The organism is Citricoccus muralis (genome assembly GCF_003386075.1).
In the GTDB taxonomy this organism is placed as follows: Bacteria; Actinomycetota; Actinomycetes; order Actinomycetales; family Micrococcaceae; genus Citricoccus; species Citricoccus muralis.
This window is the reverse complement of sequence record NZ_QREH01000001.1, coordinates 2842148-2859720: the sequence shown is the minus strand read 5'-3', so window position 1 is coordinate 2859720 and position 17573 is coordinate 2842148. Positions and strand designations below refer to the sequence as shown.

Annotated in this window: 15 protein-coding genes and 1 pseudogene; 10 read left to right on the top strand and 6 right to left on the bottom strand. The window is 68.6% G+C overall.

Annotated elements, in window-relative coordinates:
- Positions 1-7: 7 nt before the first annotated feature.
- Complete coding sequence (locus tag C8E99_RS12740) at positions 8-523, bottom strand: MarR family winged helix-turn-helix transcriptional regulator (RefSeq protein WP_115932592.1); 516 nt, start codon at positions 521-523, stop codon at positions 8-10.
- Between the two features lie 171 nt (positions 524-694).
- On the opposite strand from C8E99_RS12740, the gene C8E99_RS12735 reads away from it, so the two are divergent.
- From C8E99_RS12735 to C8E99_RS12725, 3 genes are all read left to right on the top strand, one after another.
- Positions 695-2614: an ABC transporter ATP-binding protein gene (locus C8E99_RS12735; protein ID WP_115932591.1), complete on the top strand. Its 1920-nt coding sequence runs from the start codon at positions 695-697 to the stop codon at positions 2612-2614.
- A 141-nt stretch (positions 2615-2755) separates the two neighbouring features.
- Positions 2756-4984, top strand: a complete 2229-nt coding sequence (locus tag C8E99_RS12730) for a catalase (RefSeq protein WP_115932590.1) — start codon at positions 2756-2758, stop codon at positions 4982-4984.
- A 119-nt stretch (positions 4985-5103) separates the two neighbouring features.
- Positions 5104-5862: a DUF1648 domain-containing protein gene (locus C8E99_RS12725; RefSeq protein ID WP_115932589.1), complete on the top strand. Its 759-nt coding sequence runs from the start codon at positions 5104-5106 to the stop codon at positions 5860-5862.
- 31 nt (positions 5863-5893) lie between these two features.
- Here C8E99_RS12725 and C8E99_RS12720 read toward each other — a convergent pair whose 3' ends face one another.
- Positions 5894-6391 (bottom strand): DUF4383 domain-containing protein, encoded by a 498-nt coding sequence (locus C8E99_RS12720; RefSeq protein WP_115932588.1) that lies wholly within the window; start codon positions 6389-6391, stop codon positions 5894-5896.
- A 172-nt stretch (positions 6392-6563) separates the two neighbouring features.
- Between C8E99_RS12720 and C8E99_RS12715 the strand changes: the two genes are divergently transcribed.
- Positions 6564-7307, top strand: coding sequence for an MBL fold metallo-hydrolase (locus C8E99_RS12715; RefSeq protein WP_115932587.1), 744 nt, complete (start codon positions 6564-6566; stop codon positions 7305-7307).
- 101 nt (positions 7308-7408) lie between these two features.
- On the top strand, positions 7409-8875 hold the full coding sequence (locus C8E99_RS12710; protein WP_115932586.1) for a protein adenylyltransferase SelO: 1467 nt from the start codon (positions 7409-7411) through the stop codon (positions 8873-8875).
- 38 nt (positions 8876-8913) lie between these two features.
- On the opposite strand, the gene C8E99_RS12705 is transcribed toward C8E99_RS12710, so the two are convergent.
- Complete coding sequence (locus tag C8E99_RS12705; RefSeq protein WP_245952321.1) at positions 8914-9468, bottom strand: metallophosphoesterase family protein; 555 nt, start codon at positions 9466-9468, stop codon at positions 8914-8916.
- Between the two features lie 191 nt (positions 9469-9659).
- Between C8E99_RS12705 and C8E99_RS12700 the strand changes: the two genes are divergently transcribed.
- Complete coding sequence (locus C8E99_RS12700) at positions 9660-10394, top strand: nitroreductase (RefSeq protein ID WP_115933476.1); 735 nt, start codon at positions 9660-9662, stop codon at positions 10392-10394.
- Here C8E99_RS12700 and C8E99_RS12695 read toward each other — a convergent pair.
- Both C8E99_RS12695 and C8E99_RS12690 read right to left on the bottom strand, forming a co-directional pair.
- Positions 10346-10726, bottom strand: a complete 381-nt coding sequence (locus C8E99_RS12695; protein WP_115932585.1) for a MerR family transcriptional regulator — start codon at positions 10724-10726, stop codon at positions 10346-10348. The two genes, C8E99_RS12700 and C8E99_RS12695, sit on opposite strands and share 49 nt — an antisense overlap.
- Positions 10727-10780: 54 nt before the next feature.
- A complete protein-coding gene (locus C8E99_RS12690; protein WP_211309046.1) occupies positions 10781-11452 on the bottom strand; it encodes an NADPH-dependent F420 reductase in 672 nt (223 codons plus the stop codon).
- 232 nt (positions 11453-11684) lie between these two features.
- Between C8E99_RS12690 and C8E99_RS12685 the strand changes: the two genes are divergently transcribed.
- The gene (locus tag C8E99_RS12685; RefSeq protein WP_115932584.1) at positions 11685-13013 is read left to right on the top strand and encodes an O-acetylhomoserine aminocarboxypropyltransferase/cysteine synthase family protein; all 1329 of its coding nucleotides are present in this window, start codon (positions 11685-11687) and stop codon (positions 13011-13013) included.
- Positions 13010-13525 (top strand): CoA-binding protein, encoded by a 516-nt coding sequence (locus tag C8E99_RS12680; protein ID WP_115932583.1) that lies wholly within the window; start codon positions 13010-13012, stop codon positions 13523-13525. Before C8E99_RS12685 ends, C8E99_RS12680 begins: the two co-directional genes overlap by 4 nt.
- A gap of 80 nt (positions 13526-13605) precedes the next feature.
- Here the strand turns inward: C8E99_RS12680 and C8E99_RS12675 are convergent, their stop codons facing one another.
- Positions 13606-14145 (bottom strand): hypothetical protein, encoded by a 540-nt coding sequence (locus C8E99_RS12675; RefSeq protein WP_115932582.1) that lies wholly within the window; start codon positions 14143-14145, stop codon positions 13606-13608.
- 185 nt (positions 14146-14330) lie between these two features.
- Here C8E99_RS12675 and C8E99_RS12670 point away from each other — a divergent pair.
- Both C8E99_RS12670 and C8E99_RS12665 read left to right on the top strand, forming a co-directional pair.
- A pseudogene (locus tag C8E99_RS12670) lies at positions 14331-15583 on the top strand (IS256 family transposase).
- Between the two features lie 97 nt (positions 15584-15680).
- A complete protein-coding gene (locus C8E99_RS12665) occupies positions 15681-17309 on the top strand; it encodes a RecQ family ATP-dependent DNA helicase (protein ID WP_115932581.1) in 1629 nt (542 codons plus the stop codon).
- The last annotated feature ends 264 nt before the right edge of the window (positions 17310-17573 follow it).

The window sequence follows — 17573 nt, the reverse complement described above, 5'->3', positions numbered from 1 at the left end:
CTGCCTGCTATTCCTGGGCGCGCGCCAGCTCGGTCAGCAGCCGGGCCAGCTCGGCCTGGTCGGGCTGGGACAGCACTGAGAAATAGTCGCCGGCCTCCCGGCGCCGGGCCTCGCGGACCTCTTCCCGCAGACCGACGCCGGCCTCGGACAGGCTGATGCGCGTGGCCCGGCGGTCCGCGGGGTCGGGGCGACGCTCCACGAGCCCCTTGGCCTCGAGCTGGTCGATGACCTCGGTGGCCGAGCGCGGGGCGATCCGCAGGCGGTCGGCGATGTCCTTCAGGCGCAGCCCCTCCTCAACATGCCGACCCGCTTCCTGGCAACGGCGGTGGTCAGCACACGCACCGTGACCATCCGGCCCGTGCCCGTGGGCACCGCCCGCCACGGCCTGCAGGGCCCGGAACTGATACGGCGTCAGGTCGAAGGGGGCCAGCTGATGACTCCACCGGTGACGCAGCCGGCGGAAGGCGGCGTGCATGAGGTCGCCCAGATCCGGGGTCTCAGCCGTGGGGCCGCCAGCAGTCATGCCCCTCATCCTACGCGATTATTGACGCTCAACCTCTTAGTGAGGTAACCTCTCTATATCGGGTTCGAGCGCCAGCCTCACCCGTTTCGCCGGGAACGCCCGCCCGAACAGCCGGCACCCCGAGCCCCACGACTTCCTTTCCCGAGGCCCCTACCGAAGGAGCGCACACCCATGAGCACCCCCGCCCTCCACACCCCGTCCGACCCGACCAGCCGCGGTGGTCCCGCCCGGAAGAACCCGGCCGACCAAGCCCAGATCCAGCGCCACCCCGTGTCCCTGCGCCGCATCGCGGCGCTCTTCGCCCCGCACAAGGTGACCATCGCCGTCGTCGTGCTGTTGATCTCCGTCTCCTCGGTCGTCAATCTCGCCCAGCCGTTCCTGGTCCGCGGGGTGATCGATGATGCCCTGCCGCACCAGGACCTCTCCCTGTTGGCCCTCCTGGCCGGAGCGATGGTCGCCGTGGCGGCCGTGACCGCCGTGATCGGCGTGGTCCAGACGTGGATGGCCACGCAGATGGGCCAACGGGTCATGCACACCCTGCGCGTCAAGCTCTTCACGCACCTGCAGCAGCAGTCGCTGGGGTTCTTCACCAGGACCCGCGGCGGCGAGGTCCAGTCCCGCCTGACGCATGACATCGCGGGCATGCAGTCCGTGGTCACGTCCACCGCCACGGGCGTCGCCACCAACCTGACCACCACGGTGGCCACCGCCGTCGCCATGGTGGCCCTGTCCCCGCAGCTCTCGCTGATCTCCCTCGTGGTGCTGCCGCCGGCCATCTGGCTCTCTCGCCGGGTGGCCCTGATCCGCCGCGCCGTCACCGCCGAACGCCAGCAGACGCTCGCGGCGCTGCACACCCAGGTGGAGGAGGGCCTCTCCGTCTCCGGCGTGCGCCTGGCCAAGACCCTCGGCACCACCGAGCGGGACGCCGGCCGCTTCACCGACCGCTCCGAGGCGCTCGTGGGCCTGGAGATGCGCTCCCAGCTGGCCGGTCGCTGGCGGATGGCCACCATGCAGATCATCTTCGCCGCCATCCCCGCCGTCATCTACCTGGCCGCCGGCTTCCCGGCGACCTCCGGCGGCATGACCATCGGCACGCTCGTAGCGTTCACCGCCCTGCAGGGCACCGTGTTCCGCCCCATCATGGGCCTGCTGAACATCGGCGTCCAGTGGGTCACCGCGCTGGCCTTCTTCTCCCGCATCTTCGAATATCTCGACCTCGATCCCGAGCTGAAGCCGCCGGCCTCGCCCGCCGTGATCGAGCCGACACAGGTCCGCGGCGAGGTCCGCTTCGAGAATGTCTCCTTCTCCTACGACGGCGGCACCCCCACCGCGGACGGCGCACCTGCCGCGGAGCGTAACCCGGTGACCGAGCCACGCCACGTGCTCAAGGGCATCGACCTGGTGGTCCCGGCTGGAACCTCCACGGCCGTCGTCGGGCCCACGGGGTCCGGCAAGTCCACGCTGGCCGGGCTGCTCCCCCGGCTCTACGACTCCACCACCGGCCGCGTCACGGTCGACGGGATCGACGTCAGGGACATCGCCCCTCAGGACCTGGCGAGGATCGTCGGCGTGGTCTCCCAGGAGACCTATCTGGTCCACGCCTCCGTGCGGGAGAACCTGCTCCTGGCCGACCCGGAGGCCACGGATGCCCGACTCTGGGACGTCCTCGGCGCCGCCTCGCTGGCGGACACCATCGCGGCCCTGCCCACAGGACTGGACACCCTGGTCGGCGCCCGCGGCCACCGCTTCTCCGGCGGCGAGCAGCAGCGGCTGGCCATCGCCCGGACCATCCTGCGCGATCCCCCCGTGCTGGTCCTGGACGAGGCGACCTCCGCCCTGGACAACACCACCGAGGCCCGCGTACAGGCCGCCCTGGACCGCCTCTCCGTGGGCCGCACCACGCTGATGATCGCCCACCGCCTGTCCACGGTCACCCAGGCGGACCAGGTCGTGGTGCTCGACGCCGGCCGGATCGTGGAGCAGGGCAGTCCGGCTGCACTCCTGGCCGGCAGCGGCCCCTTCGCGGTGCTCGCGGCCCGTGGCGGACAGCCGTCGGCCACGGCCCTCAGATCGCCAGTCGCCACGGGCTAGCCAGGCTACCCGGGACCGTGCCTAGGGTGGCCACGGACCCACCCCAGTCCTGCAGTCCTGGGATCCCGTCCCGCACGACGTCGTCGGCGCCCTCCGCGTCACAGGTCACGGTCTGCAGGACCCGAAGAAAGGCCAGTTTCCATGCCCGACAAGCAGCCCCGCATCCCTGGCTCGCCCGGCTCAGCCACTCCCCCTGTCGCGGAACCGACCACCCCGGCCGGACCGCTGCCGCCCTCCCCGGACCAGTCCGGGCCCGCCACCGTGTCCCCCACCGGCCAGGAGACGGGCACACCGCAGGACAAGATGGCCCAGGGCGGGAAGTTCCTGACCACCGCCCACGGTGCCCGCCTCAAAGACTCAGACCATTCCCTGAAGGCCGGCAACCGCGGCCCGATCCTGCTCCAGGACCACCACTTCCGCGAGAAGATCAGCCACTTCGACCACGAGCGGATCCCCGAGCGCGTGGTCCATGCCCGCGGCTCCGGAGCCCATGGCGTGTTCCGGGGATACGGCACCGCGTCGAAGATCAGCCGGGCCGGGGTGTTCGCCCAGGACAAGGAGACGGAGGTCTTCGTCCGCTTCTCCACCGTGGTCGGCTCCCGCGGGTCTTCGGACCTGGCCCGGGACACCCGGGGCTTCGCCACCAAGTTCTACACGGACGAGGGCACCTGGGATCTGGTCGGCAACAACATCCCGGTGTTCTTCATCCAGGACGCCCTCAAGTTCCCGGACGTCGTCCACGCCGTCAAGCCGCACCCGGATCGCGAGATCCCCCAGGCCCAGTCCGCCCATGACACGTTCTGGGACTTCGTCTCCCTGCACACCGAGGCCCAGCACCACACCATGTGGAACATGGCGGACCGCGGCATTCCGCGGTCCTACCGGATGATGGAGGGCTTCGGCATCCACACCTTCCGTCTCATCGCGCAGGACGGCTCCACCGTGCTGGTGAAGTTTCACTGGAAGCCGAAGCTCGGGGTGCACTCGGTGACCTGGGAGGAGGCCCAGATCATCAGCGGAGCCGATCCGGACTTCCACCGCCGCGACCTGGCCGACGCCATCGAGGCCGGCGCGTTCCCGGAGTGGGAGCTGGGCGTCCAGGTCTTCGAGGACACCGAGGACCAGATGTTCGCCGGGATCGACCTGCTCGATCCCACCAAGATCGTGCCGGAGGAACTGGTGCCGGTGGAACCGATCGGGAAGATGACCCTGAACCGCAACACCACCAACTTCTTCGCCGAGACCGAGCAGGTGGCCTTCAATCCGAACAACCTCGTCCCCGGCATCGATGTCACCAATGACCCGCTGCTGCAGGGGCGCCTGTTCTCCTACCTGGACACCCAGATCACCCGCCTCGGCGGGCCGAACTGGAACCAACTGCCCATCAACCGCCCTCACGCGGCTGTGAATGACATGCTGCGGGACGGCATGCACCAGACCGCCGTGCACGCCGGGGTGGCCCCCTATCGGCCGAACTCGCTGGACGGCGGCAACCCCTTCGAGACGCCCGACGGCGACCGGCCCTTCATCGATCACCCCGCCCCGGTGCCGGCCTCCGTGAAGGAACGGGCCCTGCCGGCCTCCTTCGAGGACCACTTCAGCCAGGCCCGGCTGTTCTTCCAGTCCCTGTCCGAGGTGGAGAAGGAGCACGTGGCGCAGGCCTACACCTTCGAGCTCGGCAAGTGCTACGAACAGGCCATCCGCGAGCGCCAGCTGAAGGCCCTGGCCGCGATCGACCCGACCCTGGCGCAGGTCGTCGCGGACGGGCTGGGCCTGCCGGTGCCGAAGCCGGCGGAGTCCCCGGCCGACGTCGTGCCGTCCCCGGCGCTGTCCCAGGTGGGCCGGGAATGGCCGCTCGACGGACGGCAGGTGGGCATCGTGGTCGGGCCGGACGTCGATGCCGGCGAGCTGTCCGGCACGGTCACCTCGGTGCACCAGGCCGGATTGGTGCCGCTGATCATCGCGCCGAGCGGCGGGGAGGCCGCCACGCGGTTACTGGGCAAGGATCTGGTGGCCCAACGCACCTATCTCACCGCCCGGTCCATCGAGTTCGACGCCGTCCTGGTCGCCTCGGCGACGCCGCCGGCCCCGGACGCCGCCAATGGGCTCGACAGCAAGGTCGGGGCCTCCACCCCGGACGGCATCGATCCCCGGGTCTCCCTGTTGCTGGGCGAGGTGTGGCGCCAGGCCAAGGCCATCGGCGCCTACGGGGCCGGCGAGGACGTGCTGCGCACGACCGGGTACCTGGAGGGAGCCGGCGTCGTCACCGGGTCCGGAGCCGAGGAGGCGGTTCAGCAGCTGCTGAACCTGATGCCGGCGCACCGGGTCTGGGAGCGGTTCCCGACGACGGGCCGCTTCGCCACCACCTGACCCGGCCCCCGCTCCGCCCCACCATCCGGCCAACCCTCCGGCCCGCCGCCGTCCACGGCGCCTCAACCGGCGCCTGACCAGCGGCGGGCCGGTTGGCGGGTCACGGTTAGGATCGGGGCGTGACCGATGACAAAAGCACCGCCCTGCCCGGACTCCGCCAGGGCAGGTCAGTCGCGTGGATCCCGTTCCTGCTGAGCCTGATCGCGTTGGCCGCCATCGTCATCTGGGGACTCCGGATCTACCCCGACCTACCCGAGACCATTCCCACGCACTGGGGCCCCGGCGGGGTGCCCGATGCCTGGGAGGAGAAGTCCTTCGGCACCGTGTTCATGCCGCAGATGATCGCCGCCGGCACCACCGCGCTGATGGCTGTCCTGGCGCTGATCATCCCGGCGCTGATGAACCCGCCGAAGGATCCCTCGGCCTGGAAGCGATACCGGCTGGAGGGTGCCGAGCGCGCCACCATCTCCGTGCTGGGCTGGATCTCCCTCTTGACCGTGCTGTTCGTCGGGTACCTCGGCGTCCAAGGCTGGTTCACGCCGGAAGAGGTCTCTTTCCAGTGGCCGATGGCCCTCTACCTCATCCTGATCTTCGTGATGATCTTCCTGCCCTACCGGCGCTGGAGCCGCTGGGCAGACGCCCAGTCCAGCGAGCACGGCTTCACTCCCACCGCCGAGGAGCAGGCCGAGGAGAAGCTCTGGCTGCCCGGGGGCATCTACAACAACCCGGATGAGCCCCTGATCCTGGTCCCCAAGCGGGAGGGCTACGGCACCGGAGCCACCATCAACGTGGGCAACCGGGCCGGCCGGATCACCGTGATCGTGTTCCTCGTGGTGTTCGTGGGCGGCCCGTTGGCGCTCGTTTTCGCGGTCACCTGACGCGGCGCCTTCTCCCCCGCCAGTCCCTGTGTCAGCGCGACTCCATCCGATCAGGCCGATCAGAGGAGAACCGTGGCAGGAAGGACAACGCCACCATCGTCACGCCCAGGCCCAGATGCAGCCAATTGTCGGCGTCATTGAGAGGCACGAAGTTCCCGGGTGAGTCGTGGCCGATGAACAGGCCGTACAACCACAGCACCAGGTAGATCACGCCGCCCCACAACAGGTAGTGCCGCGCCATGGTGCCCGTCCTGGCCAGGGCAAGTCCGGCGATGCCGAAGAGCAGGTGGACGATGTTGTGCAGGATCGAGACCTGGAAGACCCCCATCAGCATGGCTTCGGAGTGGTGTCCGGCGAATTGCAGGGTCTCGTAGTTGGTGGTCAGGCCGGGGATGAACCCGGCGATGCCGACCAGCAGGAAAACCACGCCGTACACCATGGCTACGATCTGGACGGGGCTGCGACCAGCCCTGTCCTCGCCGGCGGCAGGCCGGGCGGGTGTGGTGGGATGCTGCGACGACGTGGACATGACGGTTCCTTTCGTCAGGCGTGAATTCCACAGGTGGTTGACCGTGGTCCGATCATGACGCAGGGGCCGCGGCAGGGTGAAGATCTCAAAGGCGCGGACCGGCCCTTCCCCGTACCCCGGGGCAGCTGACTACGGTGGACCGCGGACACGGATGCCAGACCCAGGAGGGACCATGTTCACCCCAGATATCGCCCCCGGAGTGCACCTGATCGAGCATGCCAACGTCAACTGCTATCTCGTGGAGGATGAGGAGGGACTGACCCTCGTCGATGCCGGCCTGCCGGGGGTCTGGACCGAACTGGGCCAGGCGATCCGCGCCGTCGGTCGACAGCCGGAGGACGTGAAGGCTTTGGTGCTCACCCACGCCCACTTCGACCACGTGGGCGTCGCGCGGCGACTGGTCCAGCGGCTGGGGGTACCGGTGTACGGCCACCGGGACGAGCGCACCTTGGCGGCCCACCCCTACCGGTACGCCCATGAGAACCCCCGCGCCACGTACCCGCTGAAGCATCCCCGGGCCGTGCCGATCCTGACGTCCATGCTCTTCGCCGGAGCCCTGGCCGTGAAGGGCGTGCAGATCACTGACGAGTTCGGCGCCGCCGCCACGGTGCCGGTACCGGGCCGCCCCCGCGTGGTCCCCAGCCCTGGCCACACTGCCGGCCACTGCGCGCTCCACCTGCCCGACCGGGACGTCCTGCTGACCGGTGACGCCCTGGTGACGCTGGACCCGTACACCGGGGAGGCCGGGCCCCGGATCGTCGCCGGGGCGGCCACCGCAGACAGCGACCTGGCTCTACGGAGCCTGGACGCCTTGGCACAGACGCAGGCCGGCACGGTTCTGACTGGCCATGGCCAACAGTGGACCGGGGGCATCGAAGGCGCCGTGGCCGAGGCGCGCCGCCACGGGCGCTCCTGATTCGGTGACCGGGTGAGTGCAGTCGTCGTGGAGGTGATCGGGCAAACGTCACGACGACGGCCCCTCGTTTCCTGCCGCGGCGCCCGGATACCGTGGAGAGCGTGAGCCGTATTCCACAACCCACCCTGTCCCTGCAGGCGAACTTCGCCTCCGATCTGCCCGAACTGGCCATCCCGTGGCAGGCCGAGGAGCCCCCGGAGCCACGACTGCTGGTGGTCAATGAACCGTTGGCCGCCGATCTCGGCCTGAACCCGGAGTGGCTTCGCAGCCAGGACGGCATCGGACTCCTGACCGGCAACCGCGTGCCCGAGGATGCCTCGCCCGTGGCCCAGGCCTACGCGGGGCACCAGTTCGGCTCCTACGTCCCCCGGCTGGGCGACGGCCGGGCCCTCTTGCTGGGCGAGATCACGGACACCGGCGGCCACCGGCGGGACGTCCACCTCAAGGGTTCCGGGCGCACGCCCTTCGCGCGCGGCGGGGACGGGAGGGCCGTCGTCGGGCCCATGCTCCGGGAGTACCTCATCAGCGAGGCCATGCACGGACTCGGCATCCCCACCACCCGCTCGCTGGCCGTCGTCGCCACCGGCCAGACCGTCCTGCGCGAGGAGGGCCCGCTGCGGGGGGCCGTGCTCACCCGCGTGGCGGCCAGCCACCTGCGCGTGGGCAGCTTCCAGTACGCCCGCCATCACGAAGACCCAGCCGTCCTCCGCCGTCTGGCGGACCAGGCCGTGGAACTTCACCACCCGGCGGCGGCCCAGGACGAGAACCCCTACCTGTCCCTGCTCCGCGGCGTGATGGCGGCGCAGGCCGGCCTCGTGGCCCAGTGGCTGCTGGTGGGCTTCGTGCACGGGGTGATGAATACGGACAACATGACCATCTCCGGTGAGACCATCGACTACGGTCCTTGCGCCTTCATAGACGCTTTCGACCGCAACGCCGTCTACAGCTCCATCGACACGGGCGGGCGGTACGCCTACGGAAATCAGCCGGCGGTCGCCCAGTGGAACCTGGCTCGTTTCGCCGAAGCCCTGCTGCCACTGCTGCACGGGGACCAGGACCAGGCCGTCACCCTGGCCACGGAGGCCCTGGGAGAGTTCCCCCGGGAGTTCGGGACTGCCTTCTCGGCCGGAATGCGCCGCAAGCTGGGCTTGCTGTCGGACGCTCCAGACGAGGCCGTGAGCCCGCTGATCGATGACCTACTCGCCCTGCTGCACCAGGACCACATCGACTACACGCAGTTCTTCCGCCGCCTCGGCCAGGCCGCCCGCGGAGACCTGGGTCCGGTCCGGGACGTGTTCACCGACCGGCCCGCCCTCGACGCCTGGATCGAGCGCTGGCAGTCCTTCACCCCGGATCCCGAGGTGATGGGCCGCGCGAATCCGGTCTATATCCCCCGCAACCATCTGGTCGAGGAGGCCCTCGAGGCTGCGACGGCCGATGACCTGGCGCCTCTGCACCGTCTGCTGGAGGCCGTCAGCGACCCCTTCCGCGAGCGCCCCGGGTTCGAGCGCTACGCCGAACCCCCGCCGGAGGACTTCGGTCAGTACCGCACCTATTGCGGGACCTGAACCGCAACCCGCAGACCCTGCTCATCTGGCGGTCGGGCTCAGGGTGTCCGATCCACCGGGACCAGCCGGGCGTCCACCAACCGCCCGTCCTGCACCGTAGCGGTCATCACGGTGCACTCGGGCTGGCGTCGCCGGTCTGTCGGCGAGCCGGGGTTCAGCAGCCGCAGCCCGGGGTTGGCCGTCCCCTCCCCGGCCACGGTGTTCCAAGGGATGTGGCTGTGGCCGAAGATGAGGACATCGTCCTCCGGGAACGCGGTGGCCATCCGCTGCTCCCGGCCACGGGCCGCCCCGGTCTCGTGCGTCATGGCGAACCGTACACCATTGATCTCCACCCGCGCGATCTCCGGCAGTCGCCGGCGCAACTCCTCGCCGTCGTTGTTGCCCCACACGCCCACCAGGCGATGGGCACGGCTTTTGAGTTCGTCCAGCACCTCGGGGACCTGCCAGTCCCCGGCATGGAAGACGACGTCGGCCGCCTCCACGGCCTGCCACACCTGCGCAGGCAGGGCGCGCGCCCGGGTGGGGACGTGAGTGTCCGCCAGCAACAGCAGGCGGACCGGTCCGGAGGCATCGAAAGCGGCGGTCATGTCCATGCGCACAACCTATGTGCACGCGCTTCGCGGAGAAAAGCTGCGACCGCGTGGCGCCTTTTGGGGATGGCTCGCGAGTCCGTGCCGAAGATCTCTTGGTGCCGACTTGACCTTCACATCAGTGTGAATGTTGAACGATGGCCTTGCTCCTCCCCAGAGCGCTCACCGTCGCCCCGTCAGAGAGGTCCACCTGCATGTCCACGATCACCGAGGCCATCCGTTCGCGTCGCTCGCCGCGCGCTTTCCTGTCTGATCCCTTGCCCGGAGATGTGATCCGTGAGGTGCTCGAGGACGCTCGCTGGGCGCCATCACACAGCAACACGCAACCGTGGACCACGCATGTCGCCTCCGGGGCCGCGCGGGACACGTTGAGTTCGGCGTTGTTGGAAGCTCACGATGCCGGCATACGCTCTCCTGACTTCACCGAGACCTATGGCGACGGCGTGCATCTCGAGCGCTCCCAGCGCCTTGCTGCCGCGACGTATGGGGTCCGTGGCATCGCGCGCGACGATCGCGCTGGTCGCAACGAAGTCGTGCGCGAGAACTTACGCTTCTACGGTGCACCGCACGTAGCAATGATGTTCGTCCCGCAGCTCGGGGATGGGGTGCGTGCGGCCAGCGATGTGGGTATGTACGCGCAGAACTTCCTGCTATCGCTACACGGCCACGGGTACCAGGGGATCCCTCAGGCGGTCCATGGCATGTACGCCGACACGGTGCGCAGGACGCTCGGGGTGCCTAGCGACCAGAAGCTGCTCTTCGGCATCGCGTTCGGAACGGCTGACCCGGATTCACCTTTGCGCAGCCTCGACATCGGGCGCGTCCCGCTGGATCACAGCGTGGTGTTGCATGACACGGGCACGCTCGACGACGGCGTCCTTCAGGACGCTGCGGACGCCGGGACGGCGCGGTCCATGGCTTCGATGTAGCGGGTCAGGGCGTCCCGGTTCTGTTCAAGGAACGAGATGCGCTCCGTCCTCTTGCCTCGTTGCTCGACGAGCATCTCCCGCAGTTCCGGGTCGGGGTCCGCGACCACGGTGGCCTCGGTGTTGTTCAAGCAGGGCAACATATCGCCGATGATCCGGGTCGGGATCCCGGAGTCGAGCAGTCCGCGGATCTTGCGAACCCGGTGGACCAGGTAGTCCTCGTACTCCCGGTAGCCGTTCTGGAGACGACGCGGCGCGATGAGGCCTTGTTCCTCGTAGTACCTGAGCATGCGCGCGGGCACCCCGGTCTTCTGGGCCAGCTCACCGATCCTCATGGACACTCCTTCAGAACTGCCGCTCGGCCACCGCCGGGCGGGTGGAGGAGTCGATCAACTCGCGAAGCCGCGGCGCGGGGACTGGTGCGCCGGTGTCCGCGGAGAAGTTCGAGTAGAACGACTCGGGATCGGCGGCGTAGATAACGTATACGCGCCCGATTCCGGCTCGACCCGCCAGGACTCAGCCAGCGGACCGGCATCGACCGGATCGAACCCGAAGCTGTCGACGACCTCCGAGACGAGCGCTGTGGCTTCGTCGGAGTCACCGGACACGGCCATACCCGAACGGTCCTGCGCCCCTGCCGGGCGAGCGAGCGAGGGGATGTGGTGGGCGACGATGTTGTTGAATGCCTTCACGATCTCCGCGCCAGGCAGAAGCGTCGCCTCATATTCGGCGGTCGCGAGATCCAGCGAGTCGAGCACGGTGATCCGTCCGTCGCGGCTGGGGTAGTAGTTGCCCGTCGAGAGCACGGTACGGCCGGACAGCGCCTCGGCCGGAAGAGACTCATAGGCCGACAGCGGGATCGCGAGGATCGTGAGGTCGCCATACCGGGCAGCCTCGTCCACGGTTCCAGCCTGAGCTCCGGTGCCGAGGTCGCTCACGAGTGCTGCGAGCGTCTCAGGGCCGCGCGAGTTCGCGATCATGATGTCGTGGCCGGCCGCGACGGCCAGCCGGGCAAGCCCCGCCCCGATTGATCCACTGCCGATGATGCCCATGCGAGTCATGCGATCCTCCTTGGTTTACAGTGACGCCTGCCGCCCCCGTCGGTTTCAGTCTGCAGCCTTCACACCACTGTCAAGGTCAAGGTCGGCCCCAGGTCATCTTTCGACCCCCAGTTAAGGGGAACGGGCCGGCGTCGGGAACAATGAACGCAACGGGACCGTTGCGCCAGGCATCACCACCCGGCATCGCCTTGGCGCACCGCACCCCGACCCTGTACCCGCTGGAAGGATCTTCGTGGCAGAACACCAGTTCGGCTTCCGTACCCGCGCGCTGCATGCCGGCGCCGTCCCTGATGCCGTGCACGGCTCCCGCGCCGTGCCGATCCACCAGACCACCTCCTACGTCTTCGAGTCCGCGCAGGACGCCGCGAACCTGTTTGCTCTGCAGAAGTACGGCAACATCTACTCCCGCATCGGCAATCCCACGGTCGCCGCCTTCGAGGAGCGCATGGCGGCGCTGGAAGGGGGAATCGGCGCGGTCGCGACGGCGTCCGGCATGTCTGCCGAGTTCGTCACCTTCGCCGCCCTGGCCGGCGCCGGGGACCACATCGTGGCCTCGTCCAAGCTCTACGGCGGCACCATCACGCAGCTGGACGTCTCGCTGCGCCGCTTCGGGGTGGAGACCACCTTCGTGGACTCGATGGAGGCGGCGGACTTCGAGGCCGCCATCCAGCCGAACACCAAAGCCGTCTACACGGAGATCGTGGCCAACCCCTCGGGGGACATCGTGGACCTGCCCGGCCTGGCCCGCGTGGCCCACGCGGCCGGGGTGCCCCTGATCGTGGATGCCACCCTGACCCCGCCGTACCTGATCCGCCCCTTCGAGCACGGTGCGGACATCGTCATCCACTCCGCCACCAAGTTCCTCGGCGGCCATGGCACCACCCTGGGGGGCGTCGTTGTCGAGTCCGGGCTGTTCCCGTGGGACAACGGCAAGTTCCCGGCCATGACCGAGCCCGTGCCCTCGTACGGTGGCGTCTCCTGGTGGGGCAACTTCGGCGAGTACGGCTTCCTGACCAAGCTGCGTTCCGAGCAGCTGCGCGATTTCGGGCCCGCCCTTCCGCCGGCCTCCGCCCAGCAGCTCATGCTCGGTATCGAGACCCTCGCTCAGCGCATGGACGCCCACCTGGCCAACGCCCAACGGGTGGCCGAGTGGCTCGAGGCCGACGATCGCATCTCCTGGGTGAACTTCGCCGGCCTGCCCTCCCACCCGCACCACGAGCGCGGCAAGGAATTGCTCCCGCTGGGTGTGGGCTCCGTGTTCAGCTTCGGGGTCAAGGGAGGGCGCGACGCCGGCGCCTCCTTCATCTCGCACCTCCAGTTGGCCAGCCACCTGGCCAACATCGGCGATGCGAAGACCCTCGTGCTGCACCCTGCCTCCACCACGCACCAGCAGCTGAGCGCTGAGCAGCTCGTCTCCGCGGGCGTTCCGGAGGACCTGATCCGCCTGTCCGTGGGCATCGAGGACGTGGAGGACATCCTCTGGGACCTGGACCAAGCCCTCGAGGCCGCCGTGAACGGCGCCGCCAGCACTGTCCCCGCCACCGAGGAGGTCTCCGAATGAGCACCGCACTGCCTGACCGCACCTGGACCGGCCCGTCCGCACCCGAGAGGCTGCGCCTGCTGCGCGAGGCGAAGTCCATCGCCATCGTCGGCGCCTCGGACAAGCCGGCCCGCGCGTCCTACTTCGTGGCGACCTACCTGAACAGCTCGACGACGTTCGACCTGTACTTCATCAACCCGATCCTCGCGGAGAAGGGCACCGAGATCCTCGGCCACCGGGTCTACGCCTCACTGGCGGACCTGCCCGTGGTGCCGGACCTGGTGGAGGTCTTCCGCAAAGCCGAGGACACCCCCGGCATCGTGGAGGAGGCCCGTGCCATCGGTGCGAAGACCGTCTGGCTCCAGCTCGGCATCTGGAACGAGGACGCCGCTCACGCGGCCGAATCGGGCGGGATGAACATGGTCATGGACCGTTGCGTGAAGATCGAGCACGCCCGCTTCCACGGCGGCCTCAACTTGGCCGGCTTCAACACCGGGGTGATCTCCTCCCGGCGCCAGCAACTGGACCGGTAAGCTCTGCCGGCTCGTTGACTGACACGCGTCTCCGGCTCTGGACCCCAGGTCGGAACCGGAGACGCGGGTCGGCCTGCCCTTCACCTCTTCAGGAGTCCGTGCGTCACGTTCTTGGGCCGCTGCATCTCGCCGTGTTTGGCTCCGAGGACAACAACGGTGCCGGCCAGGACCGGTATGGCCCATTGCAGTTGGCGCAATTGGTTCTGCGCCTGCTTGAGCTCTGGCGACGCGGTCGGAGCCGGTTCCGTGGCACCCTCGGAGCCCTGGTGTGACAACTCATCTACCTTCTTGCCGAGCATCCCGGAATAGAGGGTCACACCGGCCCCGGCGACCGTCACGCCGAACTTGATCCAGGTCCATCGCATGACGCCGTCTTGGGTCGCGTAGCGGCCCTTGTTCTCCCAGAGGATGGGCACCAGAGACGCCAGATGAGCGGTGCAGGCTGCCGTCTGTACCGGTGTCCATTTCTTCCAGCCCAGGCTGGACAGTCGCGTGCGTTCGGCGGGATCTGCCGCTTCGGCGGTGGCACCATTCAGTCCCACGGCTCCCATCAGGGAACCACCGAACCATGCTCCGGCAGTCAGGTCGTGGATAGATCGGGCGAAAAGGTTTCCTGACATGTTGTATCTTCCTTCCGATGAGTCATCCTTCTGGTCTCTCCTACCGTTCCAACTCCGGAACCTGAGTAGAGCCTCACAGTGGTGTAACGCCCGGTGGTCCGGCACGTCGATCCAGACGTAGACGCGGCCACCGGTGTGATCCTTCGAGTCAACCTTGCACAGAATCCTCGAAAGGAGTCACCACGGTGACCGCTCCTCATATTGTCGACCCTGCCGGCCTGCTCAGTGAAGCCCTGTCCGAGGCCTCCCCGGACATGATGCGCCACCTGCTGCAGACCGTGATCAACTCCCTGCTCTGCGCTGATGCCGACGCGGTGGTCGGGGCCGAGTGGGGCCAGCCCGCCACGACCCGCACCGCCCAGCGCAACGGCTACCGCCACCGCGAGCTGGACACCCGGGTCGGGACCATCGACGTGGCCATCCCCAAGCTGCGCTCTGGGACGTACTTCCCCGAGTGGCTGCTGGAACGGCGCAAGCGCGCCGAGTCGGCGTTGATCACCGTGGTGGCGGACTGCTACCTCGCCGGGGTCTCCACCGCCGGATGGACAAACTGGTCAAGACCCTCGGGATCAACGCGCTGTCCAAGTCCCAGGTCTCGCGGATGGCCAAAGACCTCGACGAACAGGTCGAGGCCTTCCGCCACCGCCCCCTGGATACGGCCGGGCCGTTCACCTTCGTGGCCGCCGACGCCCTGACGATGAAGGTCCGCGAAGGAGGCCGCGTGGTCAACGCCGTGGTGCTGCTGGCCACCGGCGTCAACGGCGACGGCCACCGCGAGGTGTTGGGCCTGCGGGTGGCCACCTCGGAGACCGGGGCGGCGTGGAACGAGTTCTTCGCCGACCTCGTCGCCCGCGGCCTGGGAGGGGTCCGGCTGGTCACCTCCGACGCCCACACCGGGCTCAAGGACGCCATCGCCGCCAACCTGCCCGGCGCCGCGTGGCAGCGGTGCCGCACCCACTACGCGGCAAACCTGATGGGCATCACCCCGAAGAGCATGTGGCCGGCCGTCAAGGCCATGCTGCACTCGGTCTATGACCAGCCCGATGCCGCCGCGGTGAACGCCCAGTTCGACCGGCTCATCGACTACGTGGGCGAGAAGCTGCCCGCGGTGGCCGAGCACCTCGACGCCGCCCGGGCCGACATCCTGGCCTTCACCACCTTCCCCAAGGACGTCTGGACCCAGATCTGGTCCAACAACCCCCAGGAGCGGCTCAACCGCGAGATCCGACGCCGCACCGACTCCGTCGGCATCTTCCCCAACCGCAACGCCATCGTCCGGCTCGTCGGGGCCGTACTGGCCGAGCAGACCGACGAATGGGCCGAAGGACGCCGCTACCTCGGCCTCGAGGTCCTGAACCGCTGCCGCCTCACCCGCGTCGATGACACCGGAAACGAGGTGACCACCGAACCCGATACCGCACTCGAACTCAGCGCCTGACAACCCAACGATGGATCAGACCGTTACACCACTACTTGGGGCTTGACCGGAACCTGCCGTAAAGAGCCCTTCCGCGTCGATCTTCTAGAGTGCTCCCATGAAGTCCACGCATGCCGCCATTCACCGACACGCCCGCGAGGTCTTTGGCTGGGACGAGTTGCGCCCCAGGCAGGCGGAGGCCGTGGAGGCCGCACTATCCGGCCGTGATGTGCTGGCCGTGATGCCCACCGGGTACGGGAAGTCGGCCGTGTATCAGCTTGCCGGCGTACTGGCCGAAGGCCCCTGCGTGGTCGTCTCCCCACTGATCGCACTCCAGGCCGACCAGCGGGACGGGCTCAACGAACTCCCGGTAGGAGCAGGCACGCGCGCCGTCGCCATCAACTCGTCTTTCTCCGCGCGGAAGCAGGAGCAGGCCTGGCAGTCTGTGGAGAACGGCGAGGCGACGTTCCTCTTCCTCACCCCGGAGCAGCTGGCCAAGGACGACGTGCTGGCCAGAGTGCGTGATGTTCGACCGGCATTCCTCGCCGTGGACGAGGCGCATTGCGTCTCGGCTTGGGGACACGACTTCCGCCCGGATTACCTCCGGCTCGGTACGGCCCGCCACCGGTTGGGCTCGCCGACGATCATCGCCCTCACCGCCACCGCCTCGACCCCGGTCCGGCAGGAGATCGTCGAGGGATTGGCCATGGATGATCCGCTCGTGATCGCGCTGGGATTCGATCGGCCCAATCTGCACCTGGCGGTGGAGCGTCACCATGAGGACAGCGGCAAACGTGAATCCGTGCTGGAGCAGGTCGCCGGCTTGCCACACCCGGGGCTGCTCTACACGGCGACTCGCCGCGCCGCCGCGGACTATGCCGCTGGGCTCAGGGAACGGGGACTGGCGGCCAGGGCTTACCACGCCGGCCTGAAGACTGCCGATCGGGAGGAGACCCTGCAACGGTTCCTGGACGGCGCCGTCGACGTCGTGGTGGCCACGAGTGCCTTCGGCATGGGCATCGACAAGGCCGATGTGCGCTTCGTGGTGCACGCCGACATCACTGATTCGCTGGATACCTATTACCAGGAGGCCGGCCGTGCGGGCCGCGACGGCCAGGAGGCCCAGGTGGTGCTGCACTACCGCAGCGAGGACCTCGGCCTGCGCAGCTTCTTCAGCACCCACCATGCGGATCAGAACGTGGTGGTCGCGGTCGTCCGGGAATTGCAACGCGCAGAGGGTCCCCTGCGCCTGACCCACCTGAAGGGCGCCGTGGACGTCAGCGCCCGCCGGGTCACCGGCACGGTCAACCTGCTGCAAGCAGCTGGCGCCGTGGCCTCCTCCCGGAAGGGACTGACCCTGGTGGAGGGAGTCGGGCCGAAGACGGCGGCCCGACTGGCCGAGGAGACCGCCGAGCGGATGGAGCGCATCGACGGCTCACGCATCGAGATGATGCGCGGCTACGCGGAGACCGACGGTTGCCGACGCCAGTACCTGCTGGGCTACTTCGGCGAGGAATTGGCCGACCCCTGCGGCAATTGCGATGCTTGTGATGCTGGCACCGCCGAGGACCTGACGCACGATGACGCAGAGTTCGCCCTCCAGAGTGGAGTGGTGCACCGGGAGTGGGGGCGCGGCCTCGTGATGAGCGTCAACGATGATCGGATCACCGTCCTCTTCGAGGAGCAGGGATACCGGACGCTGTCACTGGAGGCCGTGCGCGAGCAAGGGCTCCTCACTCGGACGTAGCCAGGCCGTCCCAAGGGATACTGCCACCGGCGAGGTGGCGGCCGACTCAATTACCGGGCTGTGCCCGTCGGGCCGGCTCAGTTCCGTGGTGGCTGGTTCGTCCCTCCAACACCGCCGTCGCCGGACTGACCACCGTGACCACCGGTGAATCGGCGCGCGGCATCCATGACTCGGCCGATGCCGGACGACCGTCCCGCACCGGGGCTCTTCCCACTGCCACGCCGGTTGAGGGCGCTCGTGGCCTGATGGATCATCTTCCGGCCC

Excerpts from the sequence above, each read along its gene's own strand:
- C8E99_RS12740 (WP_115932592.1), bottom strand. The coding sequence starts at position 523 with ATGACTGCTGGCGGCCCCACGGCTGAGACCCCGGATCTGGGCGACCTC.
- C8E99_RS12735 (WP_115932591.1), top strand. The coding sequence starts at position 695 with ATGAGCACCCCCGCCCTCCACACCCCGTCCGACCCGACCAGCCGCGGT.
- C8E99_RS12730 (WP_115932590.1), top strand. The coding sequence starts at position 2,756 with ATGCCCGACAAGCAGCCCCGCATCCCTGGCTCGCCCGGCTCAGCCACT.
- C8E99_RS12720 (WP_115932588.1), bottom strand. The coding sequence starts at position 6,391 with ATGTCCACGTCGTCGCAGCATCCCACCACACCCGCCCGGCCTGCCGCC.
- C8E99_RS12715 (WP_115932587.1), top strand. The coding sequence starts at position 6,564 with ATGTTCACCCCAGATATCGCCCCCGGAGTGCACCTGATCGAGCATGCC.
- C8E99_RS12705 (WP_245952321.1), bottom strand. The coding sequence starts at position 9,468 with ATGGACATGACCGCCGCTTTCGATGCCTCCGGACCGGTCCGCCTGCTG.
- C8E99_RS12700 (WP_115933476.1), top strand. The coding sequence starts at position 9,660 with ATGTCCACGATCACCGAGGCCATCCGTTCGCGTCGCTCGCCGCGCGCT.
- C8E99_RS12695 (WP_115932585.1), bottom strand. The coding sequence starts at position 10,726 with ATGAGGATCGGTGAGCTGGCCCAGAAGACCGGGGTGCCCGCGCGCATG.
- C8E99_RS12690 (WP_211309046.1), bottom strand. The coding sequence starts at position 11,452 with ATGACTCGCATGGGCATCATCGGCAGTGGATCAATCGGGGCGGGGCTT.
- C8E99_RS12680 (WP_115932583.1), top strand. The coding sequence starts at position 13,010 with ATGAGCACCGCACTGCCTGACCGCACCTGGACCGGCCCGTCCGCACCC.
- C8E99_RS12675 (WP_115932582.1), bottom strand. The coding sequence starts at position 14,145 with ATGTCAGGAAACCTTTTCGCCCGATCTATCCACGACCTGACTGCCGGA.
- C8E99_RS12665 (WP_115932581.1), top strand. The coding sequence starts at position 15,681 with ATGAAGTCCACGCATGCCGCCATTCACCGACACGCCCGCGAGGTCTTT.